The sequence below is a fragment of the Micromonospora sp. WMMD558 genome (assembly GCF_049315255.1).
In the GTDB taxonomy this organism is placed as follows: domain Bacteria; phylum Actinomycetota; class Actinomycetes; order Mycobacteriales; family Micromonosporaceae; genus Micromonospora.
In genome coordinates, this window is record NZ_CP186061.1 from 1,176,229 (window position 1) to 1,194,350 (window position 18,122).

The 18,122-nt window shown below is 73.3% G+C and carries 12 protein-coding genes; 7 read left to right on the plus strand and 5 right to left on the minus strand.

Going from position 1 to position 18,122, the window contains the following annotated elements:
- Positions 1 to 8: 8 nt before the first annotated feature.
- Entirely contained in the window at positions 9 to 755 is a 747-nt protein-coding gene (locus ACN26Y_RS05690) for an oxidoreductase (protein WP_155329267.1), read from the minus strand.
- A 264-nt stretch (positions 756 to 1,019) separates the two neighbouring features.
- Here ACN26Y_RS05690 and acs point away from each other — a divergent pair, with 264 nt between their 5' ends.
- The 5 genes from acs (at position 1,020) to ACN26Y_RS05715 (ending at position 10,520) form a co-directional block, all read left to right on the plus strand.
- Positions 1,020 to 3,008: an acetate--CoA ligase gene (acs, locus tag ACN26Y_RS05695; RefSeq protein WP_422734431.1), complete on the plus strand. Its 1,989-nt coding sequence runs from the start codon at positions 1,020 to 1,022 to the stop codon at positions 3,006 to 3,008.
- Between the two features lie 354 nt (positions 3,009 to 3,362).
- Entirely contained in the window at positions 3,363 to 6,065 is a 2,703-nt protein-coding gene (locus ACN26Y_RS05700) for an immune inhibitor A domain-containing protein (RefSeq protein ID WP_422734432.1), read from the plus strand.
- Between the two features lie 388 nt (positions 6,066 to 6,453).
- Positions 6,454 to 8,874 carry an immune inhibitor A domain-containing protein gene (locus ACN26Y_RS05705; RefSeq protein ID WP_422734901.1) on the plus strand — a complete coding sequence of 807 codons (2,421 nt, stop codon included), beginning with the start codon at positions 6,454 to 6,456 and terminating at the stop codon, positions 8,872 to 8,874.
- A 127-nt stretch (positions 8,875 to 9,001) separates the two neighbouring features.
- On the plus strand, positions 9,002 to 9,478 hold the full coding sequence (locus ACN26Y_RS05710; RefSeq protein WP_155329270.1) for a hypothetical protein: 477 nt from the start codon (positions 9,002 to 9,004) through the stop codon (positions 9,476 to 9,478).
- A gap of 109 nt (positions 9,479 to 9,587) precedes the next feature.
- Positions 9,588 to 10,520, plus strand: coding sequence for an alpha/beta fold hydrolase (locus ACN26Y_RS05715; protein ID WP_155329271.1), 933 nt, complete (start codon positions 9,588 to 9,590; stop codon positions 10,518 to 10,520).
- A gap of 39 nt (positions 10,521 to 10,559) precedes the next feature.
- Here ACN26Y_RS05715 and ACN26Y_RS05720 read toward each other — a convergent pair whose 3' ends face one another.
- Together ACN26Y_RS05720 and ACN26Y_RS05725 are read right to left on the minus strand one after the other, a co-directional pair.
- Positions 10,560 to 10,925 (minus strand): hypothetical protein, encoded by a 366-nt coding sequence (locus tag ACN26Y_RS05720; RefSeq protein ID WP_155329272.1) that lies wholly within the window; start codon positions 10,923 to 10,925, stop codon positions 10,560 to 10,562.
- Positions 10,922 to 13,723: an SseB family protein gene (locus ACN26Y_RS05725; RefSeq protein ID WP_155329273.1), complete on the minus strand. Its 2,802-nt coding sequence runs from the start codon at positions 13,721 to 13,723 to the stop codon at positions 10,922 to 10,924. Before ACN26Y_RS05725 ends, ACN26Y_RS05720 begins: the two co-directional genes overlap by 4 nt.
- A 152-nt stretch (positions 13,724 to 13,875) precedes the next feature.
- Here ACN26Y_RS05725 and mycP point away from each other — a divergent pair, with 152 nt between their 5' ends.
- Positions 13,876 to 15,153 carry a type VII secretion-associated serine protease mycosin gene (gene mycP, locus ACN26Y_RS05730; protein WP_155329274.1) on the plus strand — a complete coding sequence of 426 codons (1,278 nt, stop codon included), beginning with the start codon at positions 13,876 to 13,878 and terminating at the stop codon, positions 15,151 to 15,153.
- A gap of 131 nt (positions 15,154 to 15,284) precedes the next feature.
- On the opposite strand, the gene ACN26Y_RS05735 is transcribed toward mycP, so the two are convergent.
- The gene (locus ACN26Y_RS05735) at positions 15,285 to 15,578 is read right to left on the minus strand and encodes a WXG100 family type VII secretion target (RefSeq protein ID WP_155329275.1); all 294 of its coding nucleotides are present in this window, start codon (positions 15,576 to 15,578) and stop codon (positions 15,285 to 15,287) included.
- Positions 15,579 to 15,605: 27 nt separating this feature from the next.
- Positions 15,606 to 15,926 carry a WXG100 family type VII secretion target gene (locus ACN26Y_RS05740; protein ID WP_155333948.1) on the minus strand — a complete coding sequence of 107 codons (321 nt, stop codon included), beginning with the start codon at positions 15,924 to 15,926 and terminating at the stop codon, positions 15,606 to 15,608.
- Between the two features lie 259 nt (positions 15,927 to 16,185).
- Between ACN26Y_RS05740 and eccE the strand changes: the two genes are divergently transcribed.
- On the plus strand, positions 16,186 to 18,090 hold the full coding sequence (eccE, locus tag ACN26Y_RS05745; RefSeq protein ID WP_422734433.1) for a type VII secretion protein EccE: 1,905 nt from the start codon (positions 16,186 to 16,188) through the stop codon (positions 18,088 to 18,090).
- Positions 18,091 to 18,122 lie beyond the last annotated feature (32 nt).

Sequence of the window (18,122 nt, forward strand, 5' to 3'; positions counted from 1 at the left end):
CCAGGGCACTACGCCGCCGCGAGCACCTCGTCGCCGATCCGGGTGAGCTGGTCGGCCCCGACCTCGACGGCGCTCATGTAGTGCCGCAGCCACGACCGCAGCCCGTCCGGCGTGCCGGTGGCGAAGGCACCCGCCGACCCGACGTACTCCGGTTCCCGCTCCCGGTGGCCCACGTCGACGGCGAGCAGCCCACGGGGGTCGAAGCCGGAGGACATCAGCACCAGCCGGGCGGCGCCGCGGGCGACCACCCCGGACGGGCCGGCGAAGGGCCGCAGGTTCAGCAGTTCGCCGTGGACCACGGCGGCCAGCAGCAGGGGCGGAACCCTCGTACCGCCCGCCGCGAGGCCGGCCAGCCCGTCCAGGCGGGCGGCCACCACCACGTCGTTCACCGGCCGGCCCAGCTCCGCCTCGGCGACCACGTCGCGCGCGGCGAGGACGTGCAGCTTCGCGAGGGCCTGCCGGGGCGCCTTCGGCCACAGGTCGGTCAGCCCCGGCAGCGCCCCGGCGACCCGTAGCGCGCCCTGGAGCGCCGGCTCGGTGACCGTCCCGGCGCGGACCTCCTCGCGCTCGTGCGCGTACCCCTCCAGGGCGGCGCTGGCCACGGCGGACCGGAGGCTGACCTCGGCCGCGACCTGGCCGCCGTGCCGGCGCAAGGCGCGGTGCCGGAGCGCCTGGTCGAAACGCTCGCGGGCCCGCTCCACGGCGGGCGCGACGTCGGCGAGCGCGAGCAGCGGGGCGAGCGGGTCGTCGGTCACCCCGTCACGCTATCCACCGCCCGGTACGCCCCGCGGGCGAGCCGCCCGGAACGCGACCGCCGCCACTCGCCGGCACCGCCGCTGGAGTGTTAACAAGGGACCCTTCCGCTACCGGAAGCGTTAACAAGGGGCCCTTCCTTGCACCGCCACCGCCCGGCGCGCCTCAGTGGCCGCTCGGCGCTCGGCGGTCGCCTGCGAACGCTCTGCCCGGCTAACCTCTGCACCGAGAGACGCAGGTCACCCCGAGCGACGAGGGAGTACGGCATGAGCGAGGCATTGGCCAATCTGCTGAACGAGACACGCCAGTTCCCGCCGCCGGCCGAACTCGCCGCGAACGCCAACGTCACCGCCGAGGCGTACGGCGAGGCGGACGCCGACCGACTGGCCTTCTGGGCGAAGCAGGCGGACCGGCTCACCTGGGCGAAGCGCTGGGACGAGGTGCTCGACTGGTCGAAGCCGCCGTTCGCCAAGTGGTTCGTCGGTGGGCGGCTCAACGTGGCGTACAACTGCCTCGACCGGCACGTCGAGGCCGGGCGGGGCGACAAGGTCGCCATCCACTGGGAGGGCGAGCCGGGCGACACCCGCACCATCACGTACGCCGAGCTGCACGAGCTGACCTGCCAGGCGGCGAACGCGCTGACCGGCCTGGGGGTGACGGCCGGTGACCGGGTGGCGATCTACCTGCCCATGGTTCCGGAGGCCGCGGTGGCGATGCTGGCGTGCGCGCGGATCGGCGCCACGCACAGCGTGGTCTTCGGCGGCTTCTCGGCCGACGCCCTGACCAACCGGATCCAGGACGCCACGGCGAAGGTGGTCATCACCGCCGACGGCGGCTACCGGCGCGGCAAGCCGTCCGCGCTCAAGCCGACCGTCGACGAGGCGGTGGCGCAGTGCCCGTCGGTCGAGCACGTGCTCGTGGTCCGCCGCACCGGCGAGGAGGTCGCCTGGTCGGAGAAGGACCACTGGTGGCACGAGACGGTGGAGACGGCGTCGACGGAGCACGCCCCGCAGGCGTTCGACGCCGAGCACCCGCTGTTCATCCTCTACACCAGCGGCACCACCGCCCGCCCGAAGGGCATCCTGCACACCACGGGCGGATACCTGACCCAGGCGTCGTACACCACCCACGCCGTCTTCGACCTGAAGCCGGACACCGACGTCTACTGGTGCACCGCCGACATCGGCTGGGTCACCGGCCACTCCTACATCGTGTACGGCCCGCTCTCCAACGGCGCGACGCAGGTCATGTACGAGGGCACCCCGGACACCCCGCACAGGGGCCGCTTCTGGGAGATCGTAAACAGGTACCGGGTCACCATCCTGTACACCGCGCCCACGCTGATCCGCACGATGATGAAGTGGGGCGAGGACATCCCCGCCGGCTTCGAGCTCACGTCGCTGCGGCTGCTGGGCAGCGTCGGCGAGCCGATCAACCCCGAGGCGTGGATGTGGTACAGGCAGCACGTCGGCCGGGGCGAGCTGCCCATCGTGGACACCTGGTGGCAGACCGAGACCGGCGCCATGATGATCTCGCCGCTGCCCGGCGTGACCGAGGCCAAGCCCGGCTCGGCGATGACCCCGCTGCCGGGGATCAAGGCGGATGTCGTCGACGACCAGGGCCAGCCGGTGCCGAATGGGGGCGGCGGCTACCTGGTGCTCACCGAGCCGTGGCCGTCGATGCTCCGCACGATCTGGGGCGACGACAACCGCTTCCTGGAGACGTACTGGTCGCGCTTCGGCGCCGGCGCCAACACCGGCGACGACTGGGTCTACTTCGCCGGTGACGGCGCGAAGAAGGACGACGACGGGCACATCTGGCTGCTCGGCCGGGTCGACGACGTGATGCTGGTGTCGGGGCACAACATCTCCACCACGGAGGTGGAGTCGGCGCTCGTGTCGCACCCGTCGGTGGCCGAGGCGGCGGTCGTCGGCGCGACCGACCCGACCACCGGGCAGGCGATCGTCGCGTTCGCCATCCCGCGCGGCAACGCGGACACCGCCGGTGAGGCGGGCGAGCAGCTCATCGCCGACCTGCGCAACCACGTCGCCCGTACGTTGGGTCCGATCGCCAAGCCGCGGCAGATCATGCTGGTTCCGGAGCTGCCGAAGACCCGCTCGGGCAAGATCATGCGGCGGCTGCTGCGGGACGTGGCGGAGCACCGGTCGCTCGGCGACGTGACGACGCTCCAGGACTCGTCCGTGATGGACCTGATCTCCACGGGCATGGGCGGCGGCAAGTCCGACGAGGACTGACGACAGGCGTACTCCGGGTGGGGTGGCGGTCCGCGCGGACCGCCACCCCACCGCCGTCTCTGACGCGCTCCGGCGGGGCGGGCCGACAACTGTCACATCGGTCGGTCGGGGGAGGCGGGAGAAGCTGAACGGACACAGGCAGCCCTCAGCCTTGTCGTTCGACATGTTTCTGATTTAGGTTCACGCAGGTCGGACCGGTTCGATCGACATCACATCGATGAGCGGCACCGGCCGATTTCCCTCTCTCCCCATGCCCGAGAACGGAGCGGCATGAACAAAAATCCCCAACCTGGGTCGCGCAGACGCCTACTCGTCGCGCTGCCCGTAATCGCCCTCGCGGCCACGTCACTGACCGTGACGGGTTCGGCGGCGTCGGCCCAGTCCGGTCCGGCCCCGGCCACCATCGGGGCGGACGAGTTCTACATAAACTACGCCGAGCCGGCGGTGCAGCCGGACACCGAGGGCCGCGAGGTCAAGGGCAAGGGCGGCCTGCACGCCCCCGCCGTCGACGAGGCTCGGGCGTACGACCGCAAGTTCGCCCGCGGCAACCCGGTGACGGCGCGCCAGCTGGCGAAGACCGAGGCCGAGGCGATCAAGACCGGGAAGAGCCCGCGCCAGATCAAGCAGGCGAAGGGTACGCAGACCGCCAAGCTGCTGACCCTGCTGGTGGAGTTCAACGAGAACGCCAACGACGACTTCACCGACGTGATGGTCCCCAAGACGGTCTTCGAGGACCGGAGCTGTGTCCTCGGCACCGTGCAGAACGGACCGCTGCACAACAACATCCCGAACCCGGCCAGCCTGCCGAAGCTGGACAACAACTCGATGTGGGTGCCGGACTTCTCGCCGGCGCACTACGACAAGATGCTCTACACCTCGGAGGGCATCACCGAGCGGGTCCGCACCGACCTGACCGGGCCGGACGGCAAGCCGGGCGTCAGCCTGGCCGGCCGGACGATGCGCAACATGTACCTGGAGATGTCCAAGGGCGCGTACACGGTCGACGGGCAGGCCAGCCCGTGGATCAAGGTGCCGCACTCCGAGGGCTGGTACGCGGCCTCCCGTTGCTTCCAGGACGAGAACGGCAACTGGGTCGCCGGTCGGCAGCAGTCGATGAACGGCCACCCGGACAACCCGCAGGGTGCGGGGCGGCTGGCCACCGACGCGATCGACACGCTCGCGAAGATGGACCCGAACTTCCCGTGGGCGGACTACGACATCGAGGACCAGGCCGACCGGGACGGTGACGGCAACTTCTTCGAGCCGGACGGCGTGATTGACCACCTGGTGCTGGTGCACGCCGGTAAGGGCAAGTCGGCCGGCGGTGGCGCGCAGGGCACCTACGCCGTCTGGGCGCACTCGTCGTCGGTGGCCGGCGGCCACACCATCCCGGGCACCCAGCTCAAGGTGTCGAACTACATCGTGCAGCCGGAGGATGCCGGCCTCGGCGTGTTCGCCCACGAGTACGGCCACGACCTCGGCCTGCCCGACCTCTACGACACCTCCGGCAACGCCGACTCGGACGTCGACTTCTGGGACCTGATGTCGTCGGGTTCGCACTCCGGCGAGATCTTCCAGGCACTGCCGACCCACATGGGTCTCTGGGACAAGTGGATCCTCGGCTGGGCCGACCCGCTGCAGATCAACCCGGGCGAGGACCCGCGGAGCGTCCAGCTGGGCCAGAATTCGCGGACCCCGGTGGGCACCAAGGACGGCATCAAGATCAACCTGCCGAACAAGGTGATCACCCTCGCGGAGCCGCACAGCGGCGCGAACATGTGGTACTCCGGCGCCGACCAGGACTGGGCAGACGTCAAGATCGCCCGCCAGGTGGCGGTGCCGGCGGCGGCCGACGCGAAGTTCTGGATGTGGAACAACTTCGTCATCGAGGCGGACTGGGACTACGGCTTCGTCGAGGTCTCGACCGACGGCGGCGCGACCTGGGCCGAGCAGAAGGTCTACGACGCGACCGGCAAGCTGGTCACCACCGACGACGGCTACGCCGACCCGAACGGCCGAATGGTCGACTTCGGCAACAAGAAGTACGGGCTCACCGGTGACACCCACGGGTGGCGGCACGACTACGTCGACCTGTCGGCGTACGCCGGTCAGACCGTACAGGTCCGCCTCCGGTACGCCACCGACGAGGCGTTCCTGGAGAAGGGCTGGTTCGCCGACGACTTCTCAGTCACCGGTGGCGGCGCCACCACGTGGAGCGACGACGTCGAGAACGGTACGGCGGGCTGGACCGCGACCGGCGGCACCTTCGTCGACACCACCGGCGCCGGCTGGCACATCGACAGCGGCACCTCCACTCAGGCGCACTACTACCTGGCCGAGTGGCGCAACTTCGACGGCTTCGACGAGGGCCTGAAGTACGCGTACGACACGGTCTACTCGCGGGACGCCTGGAAGGTCGACAAGATCGCGTACAACGCCCCGGGCATGCTGGTCTGGTACCGGGACACCGCGCTCGGCAACGTCAACCACGTGACGGCGCAGTCGACCGCGCTGCCGAGCTACGGCTCGAAGGGCGGCCTGCTGATCGTGGACTCGCACTTCGACCCGTACCGCCGGCAGGGTGAGGCGGCCGTCAAGGACCCGTCAACGCTGGACAACCTGCCCAGCCGTCCGCAGTCCGCGAACGCGGCCTTCTCGCTCAACCCCACGTACCCCTTCAAGGAGTGCCTGGAGGCGGCGGGCGAGCCGTACAGCGAGTACTGCACGAACTTCGGTTCCCAGCCGGCGGTGTCGACGTTCACCGACGCCAAGGGCTGGTACCCGGGCATCGAGGTGCGCGGTTCGTCGCTGTTCGCCCGGGACGTCGACGCGTCCGTGGTGATCCCGTCGAAGGGCAACGTGCCCTACACGACCCGCATCACCAACGCGGACGGCACCCCGGCCACCAGCCTGTACGGCACGGACCTCGGGTTCACCGTGCTCGGCTCGGGCAACCCCGGTGACGCGGGCGCCGCGTACGGCGTCTCCATCACCATCAAGCGGGCCGCGAAGGACAACTCGTACGCCACGGTGTACGTGACCCCCGCGACTCCGTGATCAACCACCGCCCTCCGGGGCGGTTCGACCCGACCGGCCAGATGGTGGTCGAGGTCAACAACTGACAATTCAGTTTCCAGTGGGGCCGGTGGCGGAAAACGTCATCGGCCCCACGCCGTTCGGCGTCGATGTCGTGATCAACGCGACTGACGGCGACGCGGCAGGCGGACATCGGGGCAGGTCACACGGGTCGGGTTACCGGTCGGGGTGTGACAGTGAAAAGCATTCCCAACAACTCTTTGCAATAAATCGACGCGATCATCTTCACACCCGCCACACGAGTGTCTATGTTCACCATTGGTCCCACCCGTGGGATCGATCTTCACCGGCCCGTACCCCCGTTGGGCCGGTCCCTCACACCCGGAGGTACCACGTGCGCAAAGCCGCAGTGGGTCTGCTCGGGCTCTCGTTGACGGCGACGGGGCTGGCGGTCGGACCGTCCGCCTTCGCGGCGCCGCAACCGAAGCTGCCGACGTCCGCACCGTCAGTCGCCGAGCCCGCCCACGTTGACCACGACCTGCCCAACCCGCTGGAGGAGAAGCGGCGGGCACTGCGCCAGGAGGGCCTGAGCGAGGTCCTCTCCGGCAAGGCGAAGGCGCAGCGGATCAACGGCAGCACCGTCGTCAAGGTCGGTGAGACGGCCGGCGGCGCCCCCGCCACGGACCGCGCGGCTCGTGCCCGCGACGGCAAGAAGGACCAGTACGTCGAGCTCTCCCGGGAGAAGACCGACCGGATCTTCGTGATCCTGGCCGAGTTCGGCAACGAGCGGCACCCGTCCTACCCCGACAAGGACACCGACCCGGCCTGGCCGGGGCCGGCGCGCTTCGACGGGCCGCTGCACAACGAGATCCCGGAGCCGAACCGCGCGGTGGACAACTCCACCGTCTGGCAGCCGGACTACAGCGCCGACCACTACCGGACGCTGTACTTCGGCACCAAGCCCGGAGACGAGTCGCTGAAGCAGTACTACGAGGCCCAGTCCTCGGGCCGCTACAGCGTCGACGGCACCGTCACCGACTGGGTGAAGGTCAAGTACAACGAGGCCCGCTACGGCCGTTCCGGGGACGACCCCGACGACGCCAACGGCGACGACCCGGCGGTGTGCGGCAGCAACGTCTGCACCAACGTCTGGGCGCTGGTACGCGACGCCGCCGACCAGTGGGTCGCCGACCAGAAGGCCGCCGGCCGCACCGATGCCCAGATCGCCGCGGACGTCAAGGCGATGGACCAGTGGGATCGGTACGACCACGACTCCGACGGCAACTTCAACGAGTCGGACGGGTACATCGACCACTTCCAGATCGTCCACGCCGGCGGCGACATGGCCGACGGTGACCCGAACCAGGGTGAGGACGCCATCTGGAGCCACCGCTGGTACGCCTTCGCCTCCGACCAGGGGCGCACCGGCCCGCCGAACTTCCCGGCCGGTGGTACCCAGATCGGCAGCACCGGCATCTGGATCGGTGACTACACCATCCAGCCGGAGAACGGCGGCCGCAGCGTCTTCTACCACGAGTACGGCCACGACCTGGGCCTGCCGGACGACTACAACGTCGTCAACGGTGGAGACAACAACAACGAGCACTGGACCCTGATGGCGCAGAGCCGCCTCGGCGGCAAGAACGACGGCGGCATCGGCGAGCGCGGTGGTGACCTCGGCGCCTGGAACAAGCTCCAGCTCGGCTGGCTCGACTACGAGGTGGTCGTCGCGGGGCAGAAGCGCACCATGACCCTCGGCCCGCAGGAGTACAACTCCGCCAAGCCGCAGGCCGCCGTGGTCGTGCTCCCGCAGCGCGAGTACACCTTCGACAACGGCAAGCCGTTCGAGGGCACCAGGCAGTTCTTCTCCGGCAACGAGGACGACCTCAACAACACGATGACCCGGACCCTGGACTTCACCGGGAAGTCGTCGGCCTCCCTGTCGATGAAGGGTCGCTACAACATCGAGGCCGACTACGACTACCTGTTCTTCGAGGCCTCGCTCGACGGTGGCGAGACGTGGACGCCGCTGCCCGGCACCGCCGACGGCAAGCCGCTCAAGGAAATCTCCCCGGGGCGCTTCGCCCTGGACGGCAGCAGCGACGGCAAGTGGGTCGACATCACCATCCCGATGGACGCCGCCGCCGGCAAGGTGGTCCAGTTCCGGCTGCGCTACCAGACCGACGGTGGTGTCTCCGAGGGTGGCTTCTACGGTGACGCGATCACCGTGACCGCCGACGGCGAGACCGTGCTCAGCGACGGCGCCGAGAACGGCGCCGGCGACTGGACGCTGGGCGGTTGGACCATCGCCGAGGAGACCTACACCCGGCTCTTCGACAACTACTACATCGCCGGCCACCGGTCGTACGTCTCGTACGACAAGTACCTGAAGACCGGGCCGTACTACTTCGGGTACGCGAACACCCGCCCGGACTGGGTGGACCACTACGCGTACCAGGAGGGCCTGCTCATCTCCTACTGGAACACGCGCTGGGCGGACAACGACACGTTCGCGCACCCGGGCGAGGGCCGCAACCTCTACATCGACGCGCGCCCGCGGCCGATCTACAACCTGACCGGCCAGCCGTGGCGGGCCCGGGTCCAGGTGTACGACGCGCCGTTCAGCCTCAAGAAGGCGGACTCGTTCACGCTGCACATCGACAGCCGGCCGCAGTACATCCGTGGTCAGGCCGCGGAGCCGCTGTTCGACGACACCAAGAAGTACTGGTACGAGGAGTTGCCGAACCACGGCGTCAAGCTCCCCGCCACCGGCACGAAGATCAAGGTGCTGGAGCAGAAGGGCACCTCCATCAAGGTCCGCTTCTTCTGAGCCGCCGAACCGCACGACGCGATGCCCGGGCAGGTCACCTGCCCGGGCATCGCCCGTTCGGCGGCCCCGCCGGCCCACGGTTTCGGAACCGGAGCGGGAGGCTGCGCGTCAGATTCCCGTGCCCATCGTGAGCGGCGCCGGACTGCCCGCCGCGGCCCTGGCCACCGCGCTCGCCGTGGCCGTACTGTCGAGCGGCTGCACCGGCCCGGAAAAGGAAGCGCCCATGCCCGCGGAGCACACCCCGGCCCCGGCCGGCGGAAGCGACAGCCCGCCGCCGTCGGCCAGCGCCGGGTCGCCGGCCCGTACCGGCCCCGCGCTCTCGTCCACGACGCTGCCGACCATGGGGCCGCCGACCGCGCCCCCGAAACGGCCGACCGACCCGTACCGGGCGAACGTGCTCGCCGGCCGGATCACCCGGGGCGGCGACGGACCCTGTTACGGCCTGACCACCGACGACGGCCGGGAGTACGCACTGCACGGCGCGGGCGTGGGAACCTTCGCCACCGGCACCTGGGTCCGGGTGACCATCGGCCCCGCCACCCCCGGAGTCGACTGCGGGGCGGGCATCCCGGCCACCATCGTGAAGATCAGCCCGGTCGGTTGAGCGGCGGCCGGGAGATGCGGGGATCCCGGACAGCCGCCACGGGAGCGACGCGGGCCACCCGACGGGTCGGCCGGCGGGCCGCCCGGCACCCAGGACCTAGGCTGTGCCCATGACCGAGCAGCGTGGCGGGCCCGTCGACGAGTCCTGCGTCCTCCCTGAGGGACCGTGGACGCACCGGTTCGTCGGCGCCAACGGCAGCCGGTTCCACGTCGTGGAGGCCGGTGCCGGCCCGATGGTCCTGTTCCTGCACGGCTTTCCCGAGCACTGGTGGGCCTGGCACGAGATGCTGCCGGCGGTCGCCGACGCGGGGTTCCGGGCCGTCGCGGTCGACCTGCGGGGCTACGGCGCGAGCGACAAGCCACCCCGGGGGTACGACGGCTACACGCTGGCCGCCGACGTCGCCGGGCTGATCCGGGCGCTGGGCGAGCGGTCGGCGACCGTGGTGGGCAGCGGTGCCGGCGGCCTGATCGGCTGGACGGTGGCGTCGTTCCACCCGTCCCTGGTCCGGCGGCTGGTGGTGCTCGGAGCGCCGCACCCGCTGCGGCTGCGGGCCGCCATCTTCGCCGACCCGCGCGGCCAGTTCGCCGCCTCCACACCGACGTTGAAGTTTCAACTTCCCCGCTACGAACACGTGCTGACCCGCGACGACGCGGCGGCGGTGGAGGAGATGCTGCGCCGCTGGGGCGGGCCGCGGTGGGTGAACAGCCCGGGCTTCCCCGCGTACGCCGCACGGTGCCGGGAGGCCATGCGCATCCCGCAGGCGGCGTTCTGCGCGCTGGAGGGCTACCGCTGGGCGTTCCGGTCGGTGCTCCGGCTGCACGGGTACCGGTTCGTGCGGCTCATGCAGAAGCCCCTGGTCACCCCGACCCTGCAACTGCACGGCGCCCTCGACCGCGCCGCCCTGCCGCGTACCGCTCAGGGCTCCGGCCGGTACGTCGTGGCCCCGTACGAGTGGCGGCTGCTCGACCACGTCGGGCACTTCCCGCACGTGGAGGCCCGGGACGTGGTGCTCGGCGAGATCCTGCGCTGGACGAAGTCGTAGGCCGTCCCGGCGGGTCCGGGCCGGGACCGCGGACGCGGCCTAGACCCGCTGCTCGTGCAGGTCGGTGACCTCGACGGCGGGCGCCCAGCCCTGGTAGACGCCGAAGTCGAAGACCTCGAGGCCCATCGCCTGCGCGACCGGCCACCGCCCACCCGTGTACTCCACCCGCAACCAGCCGTCGTGCTCGCCGAGCACGATGAACGGCTCCCCCTGCCAGGTGCAGGTCGTGCGGACGTACACCAGGTCGTCGACCTCGGCCGCCGGCACCACCCGCACGTACCGGCCGGGGCGCACCTCGGTGAAGCCCTCTCCCGGGCCGGGCTGGTAGAGCCGGACGTCGTCGCCGTCCGGGCTGGCCTGGTACTCACGGCCCTGCCAGCGGGCCACGTACCCGTCGCGGGTCACGCCTCGTCCACCTCCCGCCACAGCAGCGCGTCGGCGTCCAGCGTGGCCACCACGCGCTCGCTGCCGTCCGCGCCGATCCGCCACAGCTGCGCGCCGTGCGGCAGCCGGGCGCTGTCCACCTTGAACTCCGCCACGACGTCGCTGCTCTCCCCCGGCGCGAAACCGTTGCCCCGGAACGGGGACCGCTCGATGACCCAGCCCTCCATGGCCCGCATGGCGGTCTCGTTCTGGCCGCCGTAGGGAATGCGGTAGAGGCTCGGCCGGTACGCGGGCCAGCGCAGCACGTAGATCTCCTCGGCGGCCCGGTCGAACGGCGTGGCGGGATAGCCGAGGCCGAGCGCGTCGAACAGCTGCGCCGGGGTGGTCAGGTGGGCCAGTTCGCCCGCCCGGTGCACGAAGCCGGAGACCCGGTCGTAGCCCCGCTCCAGGTAGTACGCGAGCTGGCTCGGCGCCACGGCCTTCTGCATGACGATCGGCCGGGTCGGGTCCGGGGCGGGCGGCTCGTAGCGCGGCCGGTCGGCGGGGTCCTCCGCGGCCGGTGACGCCTCCGGCTCGGCGCCGGTGTCGGCACCGAGGCCCACCTCGGCCGCCCAGTTGGCGAGCCCGATGATCTGCTCACCGGGCAGCTTGGCGCCGATGGGGCTGCCGGGGTTGACGACGAAGGACCACGACTCGTCCGGCCAACGGTGGATGAGCTGCACGAACCGCACCCGGACCGTCTCGACGGCGGCGTCCGTGTGGTCGGCGAGCCGCTCCGGGGAGGTGTACACGACGACGAACGTCTCGCCGTCCAACTCCTCCGTACGCCAGACGAATCCCGGCTCGCCGGGCCGGCTGCCGGGTGCCGAGTCGGGCGCCACCGGCAGCAGCACGCGGGCGAGCAGGAGCGTCGACAGGAAGGTGTCGGTGCTCCCCGCGCCGGTCGCGTCGAGCAGGTCCTCCTCGACCTCGTTCGCCGGATCGAAGTCCGCCGGGACGGGGACCGCCGGTGGGGAGGCGGCGTCCGCCGGAGTCGCGGCCGACGCGCCGGTGATGTCCGCCGGACCGGCGGCCGACGCGCCGGTGATGTCCGGGCCGGCGGTACCCGGTACGCCGACGGGATCCGGGGCGGGTGTGCCCACTGCGGCGGACGGATCCGTGGTGATCGTGCCCGCCGCGACGGCGCGAGCCGGGTCTTCCGCAGCCGGGACGGTCACGTCCGGTGCCGCAGCGGCCGGCTCGGGCAGCTGGGACCGCGGGGCCGGGATCGGAGCGGTGACCTCCTCCTGGCCATCCATTGGACGCAGAGCCGGCCCGGGCTGCGGGTGGCCGGCCTCCGGACCGGTGGGCTGCCACCCGCCCGCCGTCCGGGCGGTCTCCGCGACGGCGGGACGCTGCGGGAGCGGGTCGGCGGCCGGCGCCGGCCCGCCAGCGGCCCGCTCGTCGGCCAGCCCGGTGCCCCCGGCCCCGGCACCCCGGCTCCCGGCGAGCAGACCGGTGGCACCGGCTCCGGCACCCGGGGCGGGGTCGTCGCGGAGCCCGGCGGCGGCGACCGGGTCGGTGAGGTCCCGCGACTCGATGATCGTGCCCTCGATGACGATCGGCGTGAAGCCCCGGCGGGGCGCCGGCGGCCCGGAGACCGGTTCCGCGATCGACGCCGGTTCCGGGTCCGGGGGCGGCGGCGTGGGGTGACGCCGCGGGAGCGCCTGCGTGGCCTCGTCGTCCGTCGTGCGGCGTGCGTACGCCTGGAGGGTCGCCGGATCGGGCACCGGGAAGCGGGCCGTCCGGCTCTCCGCTTCGGCCGCCCGTGGCTGCGGCGTCCGGGACGTCTCCCCGGCGGGAGGCCCGAAGGCCGGCGGGGAATCCCGGTCGGTACGGGTCGCGTCGCCGACGGCGAACGCCTGGGCGGGGCTCCCGGACGCCGGGTCGGTGGGCGGCCGGCGGCGCGGGAACGGTTGGGAGCCGCGGGCGAATCGGGGCGGCGGGACGGCCCGCTCGTCCCGGCCGGCGCGGCCGGAAGCGGGTTCGAAGAACGATCGACGGTTCGGCCGCTCCGGCTCGCCGCCCGGGCGGCCGTTCGTGGGTGCCTCGGCGGGACGCCGGCCGGGACGGTCGCCCCCGGGCGGCGCCGGCCACCGGGCGTCCGTGTCCCCGGGCGCGGGCACCCGGCCGGCGTCGGCCAGGGGTCGCCGCAGGGCGGCGGCACGCAGCTCGGCCGGGCTCCGCAACGGCGTGCCCGGGGGCGGGACGGGCGCGGGAGCCGGTCGCAGCGGGACCGTGCCCTCGGGTGCGTGACCGGCGCTGGGCTCGCGGCCCTGCGGACCGGTGGTCGGCTGGCCCTCCCCGCTGCCCGGACCGCTCTCCGTCGCCCGGACGCGGGCGAGCGTCTCGGCCCGCTCCAGGCGCGCCCGCGCCCCGATCGTGCGCCCGGGCAGCCGGACGTCACCGCGGGAGAGCTGCGCGACGTACCAGGCGGGCAGATAACTCTCGATGGGCAGGCCCGGGTTGACCGCGAGCCACCAGTCATGATTCGGCCACTGGCTGGCCAGCTCGTCGTACGTGCTGCGCCGGCTCGCGCCGGCGTGCTCGCCGAGGCAGGCCCGCATCGCGGCGGCGGAGGTGAAGGCCAGCACGTGGGTGCGACCGCCGGTGGTCCAGGTGCCCCAGTTCATCGGCGCCTGGCCGGCGAGCGCCTGCGCGGAGACCGGGAGGAACAGGTCCGTCCGCGACAGGATGCGGAAGTAGAGCGGCTGGTCGTTGGCGCGCAGCGCGTCGCGAAGGGCGGCTTCGGCCTCGGTGGCCGGCTCCCATTCGGTCACGGCCACCCCTCCTCCCGGCAACAGGTCACAGGTATCGCGTACAACCTACAAGGTAGTAGCAAGATCACAACGGCTGACCGCGCCGGGGCGGCCGGCAACGGCACCCGGAGATAACATCGCGTTCCGGAGTCGACACGATACGGAGGCGGTCGATGTCCCGGAGTTCCGCGCGGCCGCTGCTCGCCGCTCTGGCGGTGACGGCGGCGACCCTGGTTGCCGTCGCCGCGCCGCCCCCCGCGGCATCCCCTCCCGGTGTCGCGGCGACCGAGCCGGAAGGTGCCGGCCGCCGCGCACCGGCCGGTCCCGGCCTCGCCGGTCGGGCCGCTCCGGCGTGCGCGGCGCCTCTCGCGCCCGCACGGCCCATCACGACGGTGCCGTGGCCGCAGCAGCGGTACGCCCCGGAGCGGCTGGCTCCGCTCGCCACCGGCGCGGGCGTGACGGTGGGAGTGGTCGACTCCGGCGTGGACTCCCGGCACCCGCAACTCGCCGGGCGGGTCCGCGCCGGTACCGACCTGCTCGACCCCGGCGGCGACGGCACCCGGGACTGCGCCGGCCACGGCACCGGAGTCGCGAGCGTCATCGTCGCCGCACGCCAGGACGGGGTGGCCTTCCACGGCCTCGCCCCCCAGGCTCGGATCCTGCCCGTCCGGGTCAGCGAGCAGCAGGTGGTCGACGGCCGGGAATCGGGGCGTACGGTCAGCGCCCGCGACTTCGCCCGGGCGATCCGATGGGCGGTCGACAACGGCGCCGAGGTGCTCAACCTCTCCGTGGTGCTGTACGTGGACAATCCCGCCGTGCGGGACGCGGTCGCCCACGCGCTCGCGCGCGACGTCGTCGTCGTGGCCGCTGCCGGCAACCTGCACGAGAGCGGTGATCCCCGGCCCTACCCGGCCGCGTACGCCGGTGTGCTCGGGGTGGGGGCGATCGGCGTGGACGGGGTGCGCTCCTCGTTCTCCCAGGTCGGCCCGTACGTCGACCTGGTCGCGCCGGGGAGCGACGTGGTGACCGCCGCCCCCGGGCAGGGACACCACCGGGCGGAGGGCACCAGCTACGCCGTGCCCTTCGTGGCCGCCACCGCCGCCCTGCTCCGGCAGTACCGGCCGGACCTGGACGCGACCGAGGTGGCGGAGCGGATTCTGGCCACCACCGATCCGGCTCCCGGGGCGGGGTACGGCGCGGGTGTGCTGAACCCGTACCGGGCGCTGACCGAGAGCGGCGGCGGTCCGGCCCGCACCCGGCCGGCCGCCGCCCTGCTCGACGAGCGGGCCGACCCGGCGCTACTGGCCCAGCAGGCGAGGCGGGCGGCGTCCCGGGACCGGGCGCTGCTGGTGGCCGCGATCGGCGGTGGGACGGTCACCGCGGCAGTGCTGCTGGCCCTCGTGCTGCCCCGGGGCGCCCGCCGCCGGTGGCGTCCGCCGGACCCGGCCTGAGAGGGGAAGGCCGGGTCCGGCGGTGACCGCGCGGGAGCGATCGACCGCCCGGGGACGGTGACCGGTCGCGCGCGGGGCGGGCGTGCGGGACGAGGCGCCCACCCGGTCGGCCGGCGTCCGTCCCGCGGGTGTCACTGGAACAGGTTGGCGTTCCGCTTCTCCGTGTCGAGGTAGTCGGCGGCGGAGTCGTCCACCGCGACCTTGATGTCGCGCAACATCACCTGGAGGTCCTGCGAGGCGGACCGCCAGCGGGCCTGCCGCTGCTCGTACGCCGCGCGGGCCTCGCCCGACCAACTCGCGACCAGCGGGGCGGCGTCCCGCTCGAGCTGACCGAGCTGCGCGTCGAGCGTGCTCAGCGCCTTCTGGATGTCCGCGCCAGCCTGTTGCAGCGCCGCGAAGTTGACGACCAGCACACCGTGCTCCATCGTTTGTCTCCTCCCCCGGTTCCGGGTCTACAGCGGCAGTTGGATGCCGCCGCGGTTGGTCGTGGACACCCGGCTCGCGGCGTCGGTGTCCGACACGTCGTACTGCTGGCCGGCGGTGCGGATGGCCGTGGCGGTCTCCCGCAGAGCCCGCTGCAGCGCCGCCTGGTCCTGCGCCCACTGCTGCTTGACCTGCTCGAACGAGCGCCCACCGGCGCCGCGCCAGGCCTGCTGCAACACCTCCAGCTCGGCCATCAGGCTGCTCAGCATCGACTGCAACGACTGGTCGACCTGCTCGAACTTCGCGGCGGTCTGCTGCATCACCGCGGCTTCCGCCTGGGTCTCGGACACTCCGGACGTCACCTCGTCTCCTGCGTCGTGGCTGGCCGTCGACACGCCCGCTCGGGGAGCGCGCCGCTCGCGCCGCCCGGGACGTCGAGCACGGCGGGCGCGGGTCAGCGTTCAACTCGTCGCTGACGGTAGCCGTACGATCGCGGTTCTGCTACCCCGTTCCCGTCCCCTGTGGACAACCGCCGGCTCCCGCCACGACGCCGGGACGCTTACGATGGGCGGCAGTCGCGTCGCAGCGCGTGATCGATGAGGAGGTGCGGTGCCGGTGACCACCACGGCGAGCCTGCCCTCGTCGCCACCCGGGCACACGCCACCCGCCCCACGCGAGCCGGGCCGCGCCGACCGGCCCGCCCCCGCCCCGACCGTTGGCGCCCCCGCCCCGACCGTTGGCGCCCGCAGCGTCCTGCCGCCACAGTGGAGCCTCCGCCCGCGCCGGTCGGCCCGGCACGTCCGGGCCGGCCAGGTGGTCGCCGGGCAGGTCGCGGTGGCGGTCGTGGTCGTCGCCCTCGGGCGGGGCGCGGCGACGGCACTGGCGGGCGTGGCGTTCGCCGCACTGCTCGTGGTGCTGGCCGGAGCACGCCTGCGCGGCCGCTGGCTCTTCGAGTGGCTGGGGACGGCCCTGGCGTACGCCCTCCGCCGGCGCGCCCTGCCGGCTGAGGCCGAGCCGGCCGCCCTGCTGGAGCTGGTCGACCCGGGCACCGCGCTGCGGCCGGCCGAGCTGGCCGGCGCACCGGCCGCCGCGCTGGACGACGCCACCGGCATGGTCGCCCTGCTGGAGATCGTCGACCCCGCGGAGCTGATCGGCGACGGGTCACGGGCGCTGCCGTCCCCGGCCGCCCTGCTCTCCGCCGCCCCACCCGGTGGCCCGCCGGTGCGGATCCAGCTCCTGCTGGCCGGGGTGCCGGCGCCCGCCGTCGCGCTCGGCGGCGGCACGGTCGCCACTTCGTACCGGCAACTCACCGAGGGCCGGCTGCCCGGCCGCGAGCGGGCGGTGCTCGCCGTCCGGGTGCTCCGCGTCGACGGCGTGGCCCCGGACGAGCTGCGCCGGGCCCTGCACGGCACGGTGCGCCGGATTCTCCGCCGGCTCGCCCCGGTGGCCGCCCGGCCGCTGGGCGAGCACGCCGCGCTGCGGGTCCTGGCCGAGCTGGCTCACCACGACGCCGGGCCGGCGCGGGAGACCTGGCCCGCGCTCCGGTCCGGCGACCTGTGGCAGGCGACCTTCCAGCTCGACCGGTGGCCGGACCCGCGCACCGAGGCCGCCCGGGGCCTGGTGGTGCGGCTGCTCGCCCTGCCCGCCACCGCGATCACGGTCTCCCTCAGCACCGGGCCGTGGGCCGGGGCCCCGGAGGCCGCCCCGTCCGAGCTCGCCGTACGCCTCGCGGCCGGGTCACCGGCCGAGCTTGCGGCGGCGGAGCGGGCGCTGCACCGCGCGGTGACCGGGCCGGGCGGTGCGGTGCGGCGGCTCGACGGGGAGCAGTTGGCCGGGCTGGCCGCGACCGTGCCGCTGGCCCTGCCCGGTACCGGCCCGTCCGGGCCGGCCGCCGTGGAACTGACCGTCGGCGACGCGGGCCTGATGCTCGGCGCGAACCGGCACGGAGCGGCCCTGACCGTCCGGCTGTTCCGTCCGGAGAGCACCCGGGTCGTGCTCGTCGGGGGGCTCCGCGCCGGCCAGTTGATCGCTCTGCGCGCGATGGCACTCGGCGCCCGGGTCGTGGTGCAGACCGCCCGCCCCCGCGCGTGGGAGCCGTTCGTCCGGGGCGTCGGTGCGCCGGGCGGCACGATCCCGCTGCTGCCACCCGGCCGTCCGCCCGGCGGCGAGCCGGGGTCCCCCCTGCGCCCGCTGCTGCTGGTCGTCGACGCCGGCCCGGTCCCGCCCGATCCCGAGCCCGGGCCACCGTGGCAGGCCACCCTGCTCCTCCGCGACGAACTGACGGCGGCCGACGTCGTGACGCTGGGCCGCGCCGACCTGGCGCTCCTCCAGCCGCTCGATCCCGCCGAGGCGGCGCTCGCCGGGGGCGCGCTGGGGCTCGGCGCCTCCGCCGGATGGCTCACCCGGATCCGGGAGGACATGGTGGCGGTGGTCAACCGACGGGCCCTGCGGTGGGCCCGGCTCATTCCGTCCCCGATCGAGGCGCAACTGGTGGGCCGCCCGACGCGCCGGTGACCGACATCCGGCCGGCAGCAGCGGGCGGATCA